The sequence below is a fragment of the Marinobacter sp. genome (assembly GCF_040904845.1).
In the GTDB taxonomy this organism is placed as follows: domain Bacteria; phylum Pseudomonadota; class Gammaproteobacteria; order Pseudomonadales; family Oleiphilaceae; genus Marinobacter.
This window is the reverse complement of sequence record NZ_JBBDSR010000081.1, coordinates 85,206-91,499: the sequence shown is the minus strand read 5'-3', so window position 1 is coordinate 91,499 and position 6,294 is coordinate 85,206. Positions and strand designations below refer to the sequence as shown.

Here is a 6,294-nt window from a genome sequence, read left to right as displayed (position 1 = left end):
ATGGGGTGCAAGGGGTCGTAGGTTCAAATCCTACCGTCCCGACCAATTCCCTGAATAAAGCCCGGCACCGAAAGGTCCGGGCTTTATTGTTTCACACACCTCCGTAATCGCACCGCTCATCTTGTAATTCATTCCATTTCCAGCAACACTCAACCCCTCCACAACAACACTCAGGCGTTCGACTCGCTGGCGTAACCATGTCCATCCTAGATTATCTGGCACCCTACGATTTTTCCGCACTGACCATACTGAGCTACATGCTGGTACTGGCGTTCTACGGCTATGGCATTCTGAGGATGCCAGAAAGTGATCGTCCGGGGAGCGGTCGAATACTGACGTTCGTATTGGGTGTGATGCTCTGCTACGGCGTTATGCAGACCCGTTTCGATTACTACTCCCAGTACATGTTTTTTGTGCATCGGGGCCAGCACCTGATCCTCCACCACCTCGGCCCTTTCCTGATTGCCCTGTCCAATCCTTTACCGGTGATGCGCTTCTGGTACGAACGGACTGGCCCCAGGTTAAAAATCGCTCTGAAGCCCCTGGGCCTGGCCTATCGGTGCCTCCAACAACCATTGATCGCTTCAGTGCTGTTTGTCGGGCTGATCTTTTTCTGGCTGTGGCCGCCCATTCATTTCGACGCCATGCTGAGCCGCAACCTCTACTGGATTATGAATTGGAGCATGCTGCTTGATGGCCTGCTGTTCTGGTGGCTGATCTTTGATCCCAGATCACCGGCCATCAGCTCGGCACTGGGCTATGGCAAGCGCATGCTGATACTCGCGCTGGTGGCGCTACCTCAGATGGTTCTGGGTGCCACCATCGTGTTTTCACGGGGCATGGTGTACGACGTCTACGAAGTGTGTGGGCGAGCCTGGCCCATGGAGCCGGCCACCGACCAACTCGTTGGCGGGCTGCTGACCTGGATTCCGCCGGCCATGATGAGCATTCTTGGTATTCTGATTATCCTGCGCCGGGCCATGCATGAGGATGGCAAGCACCCGAGCCGAGCCACACAACTGAAGGCGACAACGTCATGAGCACTCACCTCCCCTCAAAAACCCGCCCCAAGCACTCCCTGGCGCTGCTTTTGATCACAACCCTCGCGCTTGGAGGCTGCATGGGCGAGGATGATGCGTGGCACGGTAAAGATATCGAAGGCCTGATGCCAGAGCTGGCGTTTGAACTCACGGGGACTTCAGGCGAACCGGTCGTGGCAGATGGGATGGATGAAAAAGTGCGTGTGCTGTTTTTCGGCTTTACCTCGTGTCCGGATGTATGCCCCACCACACTTCAGAAGCTCAGCCAGGCGGTCAAGGCCATGCCTCCCGAACTTCAGGACCAGACGCAGACTGTATTTGTCAGTGTCGACCCTCAGCGAGACACACCAGAGCGCCTCGCCAATTACGTCAGCTTTTTTGGGGAGAGAATCATAGGATTGACCGGCAGCGAACCCCAGTTACGATCACTTGCCAAGCGCTACCGAACCACGTTTGGTTACGACGAACCCGACGCGGACGGCAATTATGCGGTGTCTCACAGCAATGCCATGTACGTGTTTGATCGGAAAGGTCGCGCGCGCCTGCTATTCAGGTCAAACCTGAGCGCAGAGGAGATTCAACAGGACCTGACGGCGCTGGCCAGGGAACAGTCCTGACGCGCCATCATTATTAACGCACCGGCGCGTTCAGCACGTCCAGCACGTCTTCCAGTTCGGTGATCATCTGTCGGATAATCTGTTTGTACTGGGAGGTGTCGTCTTTCACCTCATGACTGCTCAGCTTCTGCTTGGCACCACCAATGGTGTAACCCTGATCATAAAGCAGACTGCGGATCTGGCGGATGGTAATCACATCCGCGCGCTGGTAATAGCGGCGATTGCCCCGGCGCTTGACCGGCGACAGCTGTGGGAACTCCTGCTCCCAGTAACGCAACACGTGCGCTTTTACAGCACACAGTTCAGCAACCTCACCAATAGTGAAGTAGCGTTTGCCCGGGATGGTGGGCAGCTCGTTGTTATGACTCGGTTCCAGCATACGTCTCTACTTTCTGTTTTAATTTTTGACCTGGTCGGAACGTCACCACGCGTCGCGCGCTGATCGGAATTTCTTCACCAGTTTTCGGGTTCCGTCCCGGTCGCTGCTTTTTGTCGCGCAGGTCAAAATTACCGAAACCGGACAGCTTCACTTGTTCGTTGTGGCTGAGTGCGCCTCTGATTTCATCGAAAAAAGCTTCCACCATTTCCTTGGCTTCGCGCTTGTTCAAACCCAATTCGTCGTATAAGCGCTCGGCCATTTCCGCTTTCGTCAAAGCCGCCATCGGTTAACTCCTCAATATTGCGCTCAGCTCCGTCTTTAGTGCATCGATAACACCGTTGAAGAGCGAGTGCACTTCTTCTTCATTAAGCGTGCGTTCAGGGTGCTGCCAGAACAGGCTCAAGGCCAGGCTGCGGTTACCCTCGCCCAAGGCTTCGCCTTCATAGACGTCAAACGCGCGCAACGCCGTCAGGCGCTCACCAGCGTGTTTTTTCGCCACACGCTCAACATCGGCAAACGCCACATCGCTTCCGATAATAATAGCCAAATCTCGCCGAACTTCAGGATATTTTGAAATTTCTTTGAAATTAGGTACATAACCAGAAACGATAGAATTCAAGAATAGCTCAAACATCAGGATCGTGCCATTAAGTTCCAGATTTTTCTGGACTTGTGGGTGCAACGTGCCCAGCCACCCCACTGACTCACCATCCCGGACCAGCTCCGCAGTCTGGCCCGGGTGCAGCGCCGAATGCTGACTGGCGACGAACTGCACTTCGATACCCAGCAGGCGGAACAGGCTTTCCAGCTCCCCTTTTACATCATAGAAATCCGAGGCTCTACGACCGTTTACCCAGTTTTCCGGCACCTGATTGCCAACCACAACGCCTGCGAGCATCGGCTGCTGGTCAATGCCACCGCCGTCTTTCACAAACCTCAGGCCGGTTTCAAACAGGCGGATACGGGGCTGTTGGCGGTTCTGGTTGTGAGCCACGGTCTTGAGCAGGCCACTCCACAGACTTGTTCTCATCACCGCCAGGTCGGATGAGATCGGATTCGCCAGCGCGATGCCTTCGTGGTCCGGATCAACCAACTGCTGGACCTTCGGGTCTACGAAACTGTAGGTGATGGCTTCCTGGTAGCCACAGGCCACAAAATAATTCTGAATGGCCGACACCGGGCGAACCGCTTCTTGCTGAGTGCGAAGCCCGAGGGAGCCAATCGGCTCCGTCACTGGCAGATTGTTGTATCCGTAAATTCTGCCCACTTCCTCGATCAGATCTTCTTCGATCGAAATATCAGGGCGGAAGGACGGCACGCTGATACGCCAGCCGTCCTTGAGTAATTTGTCGATGTGCAGGCCCAGGCGGCTCAGAATCTCCTCGACGGTGGTGCGATCAATCGCGAGACCGAGAACGTCCGCCAGGCGGCGCTCACGAAGATCAATTACTTTTTGTCGGGGCAGGTGATCATCACTGGCCACTTCGACGATATCGCCGGGCTCACCGCCTACAATGCTCACCAGCAAGGCTGTGCAACGCTCCATGGCGTCCCGCGCGAGTTGATAATCCACACCCCGCTCAAAACGGTGGGAAGCATCGGTGTGCAAGCCATAGTGGCGAGCCTTGCCGGCCAGCGTAATCGGGTCAAAGTAAGCGGATTCGAGCACCAGGTCCCGGGTATCGGCGTTCACGCCGGAGTCTTCACCGCCCATCACGCCGGCGATGGCCACGGGCTTGCCGTGATCAGCAATGACCAGGGTTTCCGCCGTCATCTCGACTTCCTGGCCGTCCAGCAGCACCAACTTTTCACCTTGCTGCGCCATTCGAACGACAATGCCACCCTTCAGGCGATCACGGTCGAACGCGTGCATGGGCTGGCCGAGCTCGAGCATCACGTAGTTGGTCACATCTACCGCTGCGTCAATGGAGCGGATACCAGAGCGCCGCAGCTTCTCCTGCATCCACAACGGTGATTCCGCCCGCAGATTCACATTGCGCAGAATACGGCCAAGGTAACGCGGGCAGCCTGACGGTGCCTGTACGGAAATCTCCGGCACCTCCGAGTGCACCGCCTCAACCACTTCAATCTCTGGCGCTTCAGCCACCACGCTGTTCAGCACGCCGACTTCCCGGGCAATCCCCTTGATGGACAGACAGTCCGCCCGGTTCGGCGTAAGGTCGACATCGATGGTGAGGTCGTTAAGCTTCAGGAAATCGCTCAGAGACTCGCCCACCAGTGCATCGGCAGGCAACTCCATCAGCCCTTCGTGATCGTCGGACAACCCGAGTTCTGAGGCTGAACACAGCATACCCTCCGAGGGCTGCCCACGAAGCTTCGCCTTTTTGATGGTGAAATCGCCGGGTAAGACCGCCCCTACCACCGCGAACGGCACCTTCAATCCGGGCCGAACATTGGGCGCACCACACACCACCTGAACGGTGTCTTTGCCATCGCTGACCTGACACACACGCAGTTTGTCAGCGTCCGGATGGGGCTCAACTGCCACCACTTCACCCACCACAACGCCGCTGAAATGACCGGCCACCGGCTCAAATCCGTCCACTTCCAGACCCGCCATGGTGATCTGGTCCATCAATTCCTGGCTATTGAGATTCGGATTAACCCACTCGCGCAGCCACTGTTCACTGAATTTCATGGTAATTGCCTTGTCCTGATGCGGTTTTGCCTGATGGTTCGATTGCCGTAAGGTGCGCCCGAATTAACGGAACTGGCGCAAAAAGCGCAGATCATTCTCGAAAAACATGCGCAAATCATTAACGCCGTAACGCAGCATGGCAAGGCGCTCAACGCCGAGTCCAAAAGCAAAGCCACGGTATTCCTCGGCATCAATACCGCAATGTTCAAACACCTTCGGATGCACCATGCCGCAGCCCATCACTTCCAGCCACTTGATGCTGCCATCGGCTTCACGCCCCCACTCGATATCCACCTCCGCAGACGGTTCGGTGAACGGAAAATAGGACGGCCGGAAACGGACTTTCAGGTCTCGCTCGAAAAAGACACGCAGGAACTCTTCCACGGTGCTTTTGAGATCGGCAAAGCTGACGTCTTTTTCTACCAATAACCCTTCCACCTGGTGAAACATAGGGGTGTGGGTCATATCCGAATCACAGCGGTAGACGCGCCCCGGGCAGATCATCCTGAAAGGTGGTTTGCCCGCCCCCATCGTACGGACCTGTACCGGCGAGGTATGGGTGCGAAGCAAGGTGCCGGGATCAAAATAGAAGGTGTCGTGCATGGCACGGGCCGGGTGATGGCCGGGAATATTGAGGGCTTCGAAGTTGTGGTAGTCGTCTTCGATTTCAGGGCCCTGTTCCACGGTGTACCCCGCCCGGGAAAAGAAACTCTCGATACGCTGCAGGGTTCGCGTGACGGGGTGGAGGCCGCCCAGATCCTGGCCCCGACCGGGCAGGGTCACATCAATGGATTCACTGGCCAGTTTTTGCTCAATGGCGGCGCGTTCCAGGTCCGAACGGCGAGCATTAATGGCCTGCTCCACCTGCCCTTTCGCTTCGTTGATTTTCTGGCCAGCGGCAGGGCGCTCGTCGGCGGACAACGTGCCCAGCGTTTTTGCCTGCTGGGTAATCACACCCTTTTTACCAAGGTATTCAACACGAATGTGATCAAGTGCCTGCAAGCTGTCGGCGCTTTCTACCGCAGCCAAACCGTCCTGAACCAGTTGCTTCAGGTTTTCCATTGACCCTGCTCCAAACCAGAAATGGGAGTACCAAAACAAGTCTCTACAAACAAAACGAGTACTTAATAAACAAAAATAGGGGAAGAGCGCGCCCTTCCCCTATCAGAAGACGCCACCATGAGTCATGGGGCGTCCAGATCGATCAATAATCGATGAAAGAGCTTAAGCGATCACAGGGACGCTTTTGCCTTCTCAACGACGGCAGCGAAAGCCTGCTGCTCGTTCATGGCCAGGTCGGCCAGAACCTTACGATCAATCTCAACGTTAGCCTTCTTCAGACCAGCGATCAGACGGCTGTAGGACAGGCCGTTAGCGCGGGCACCCGCGTTGATACGGGCAATCCACAGGGCACGGAAAGCGCGCTTACGGTTACGACGGTCACGGTATGCGTACTGACCGGCCTTGATAACCGCCTGTTTGGCTACACGATAAACGCGGCTACGCGCTCCGTAATAACCTTTGGCCTGACTGAGAATCTTCTTGTGACGACGACGTGCTACCACGCCACGTTTTACACGAGCCATACTTGAATCCTTC

General features: G+C 56.0%; 7 protein-coding genes. 2 read left to right on the top strand and 5 right to left on the bottom strand.

Features of this window, described 5'->3' with window-relative positions:
- The first annotated feature begins 197 nt into the window (after positions 1-197).
- On the top strand, positions 198-1,040 hold the full coding sequence (locus WD429_RS11170) for a cytochrome c oxidase assembly protein (RefSeq protein ID WP_368422251.1): 843 nt from the start codon (positions 198-200) through the stop codon (positions 1,038-1,040).
- Entirely contained in the window at positions 1,037-1,657 is a 621-nt protein-coding gene (locus WD429_RS11165; RefSeq protein ID WP_368422250.1) for an SCO family protein, read from the top strand. Before WD429_RS11170 ends, WD429_RS11165 begins: the two co-directional genes overlap by 4 nt.
- A gap of 13 nt (positions 1,658-1,670) precedes the next feature.
- Here WD429_RS11165 and WD429_RS11160 read toward each other — a convergent pair whose 3' ends face one another.
- The 5 genes from WD429_RS11160 to rplT all read right to left on the bottom strand — a co-directional run bounded on the left by WD429_RS11160 (position 1,671) and on the right by rplT (position 6,281).
- Complete coding sequence (locus WD429_RS11160) at positions 1,671-2,036, bottom strand: MerR family transcriptional regulator (RefSeq protein WP_368422249.1); 366 nt, start codon at positions 2,034-2,036, stop codon at positions 1,671-1,673.
- Complete coding sequence (gene ihfA, locus WD429_RS11155) at positions 2,017-2,319, bottom strand: integration host factor subunit alpha (RefSeq protein ID WP_213476749.1); 303 nt, start codon at positions 2,317-2,319, stop codon at positions 2,017-2,019. Before ihfA ends, WD429_RS11160 begins: the two co-directional genes overlap by 20 nt.
- Positions 2,320-2,322: 3 nt before the next feature.
- A complete protein-coding gene (gene pheT, locus WD429_RS11150; protein ID WP_368422248.1) occupies positions 2,323-4,695 on the bottom strand; it encodes a phenylalanine--tRNA ligase subunit beta in 2,373 nt (790 codons plus the stop codon).
- A gap of 63 nt (positions 4,696-4,758) precedes the next feature.
- Positions 4,759-5,757 (bottom strand): phenylalanine--tRNA ligase subunit alpha, encoded by a 999-nt coding sequence (gene pheS, locus WD429_RS11145; protein WP_368422247.1) that lies wholly within the window; start codon positions 5,755-5,757, stop codon positions 4,759-4,761.
- 170 nt (positions 5,758-5,927) lie between these two features.
- Complete coding sequence (gene rplT, locus WD429_RS11140; RefSeq protein WP_012138471.1) at positions 5,928-6,281, bottom strand: 50S ribosomal protein L20; 354 nt, start codon at positions 6,279-6,281, stop codon at positions 5,928-5,930.
- Positions 6,282-6,294: the final 13 nt, after the last annotated feature.

Excerpts from the sequence above, each read along its gene's own strand:
- WD429_RS11170 (WP_368422251.1), top strand. The coding sequence starts at position 198 with ATGTCCATCCTAGATTATCTGGCACCCTACGATTTTTCCGCACTGACC.
- WD429_RS11165 (WP_368422250.1), top strand. The coding sequence starts at position 1,037 with ATGAGCACTCACCTCCCCTCAAAAACCCGCCCCAAGCACTCCCTGGCG.
- WD429_RS11160 (WP_368422249.1), bottom strand. The coding sequence starts at position 2,036 with ATGCTGGAACCGAGTCATAACAACGAGCTGCCCACCATCCCGGGCAAA.
- ihfA (WP_213476749.1), bottom strand. The coding sequence starts at position 2,319 with ATGGCGGCTTTGACGAAAGCGGAAATGGCCGAGCGCTTATACGACGAA.
- pheT (WP_368422248.1), bottom strand. The coding sequence starts at position 4,695 with ATGAAATTCAGTGAACAGTGGCTGCGCGAGTGGGTTAATCCGAATCTC.
- pheS (WP_368422247.1), bottom strand. The coding sequence starts at position 5,757 with ATGGAAAACCTGAAGCAACTGGTTCAGGACGGTTTGGCTGCGGTAGAA.
- rplT (WP_012138471.1), bottom strand. The coding sequence starts at position 6,281 with ATGGCTCGTGTAAAACGTGGCGTGGTAGCACGTCGTCGTCACAAGAAG.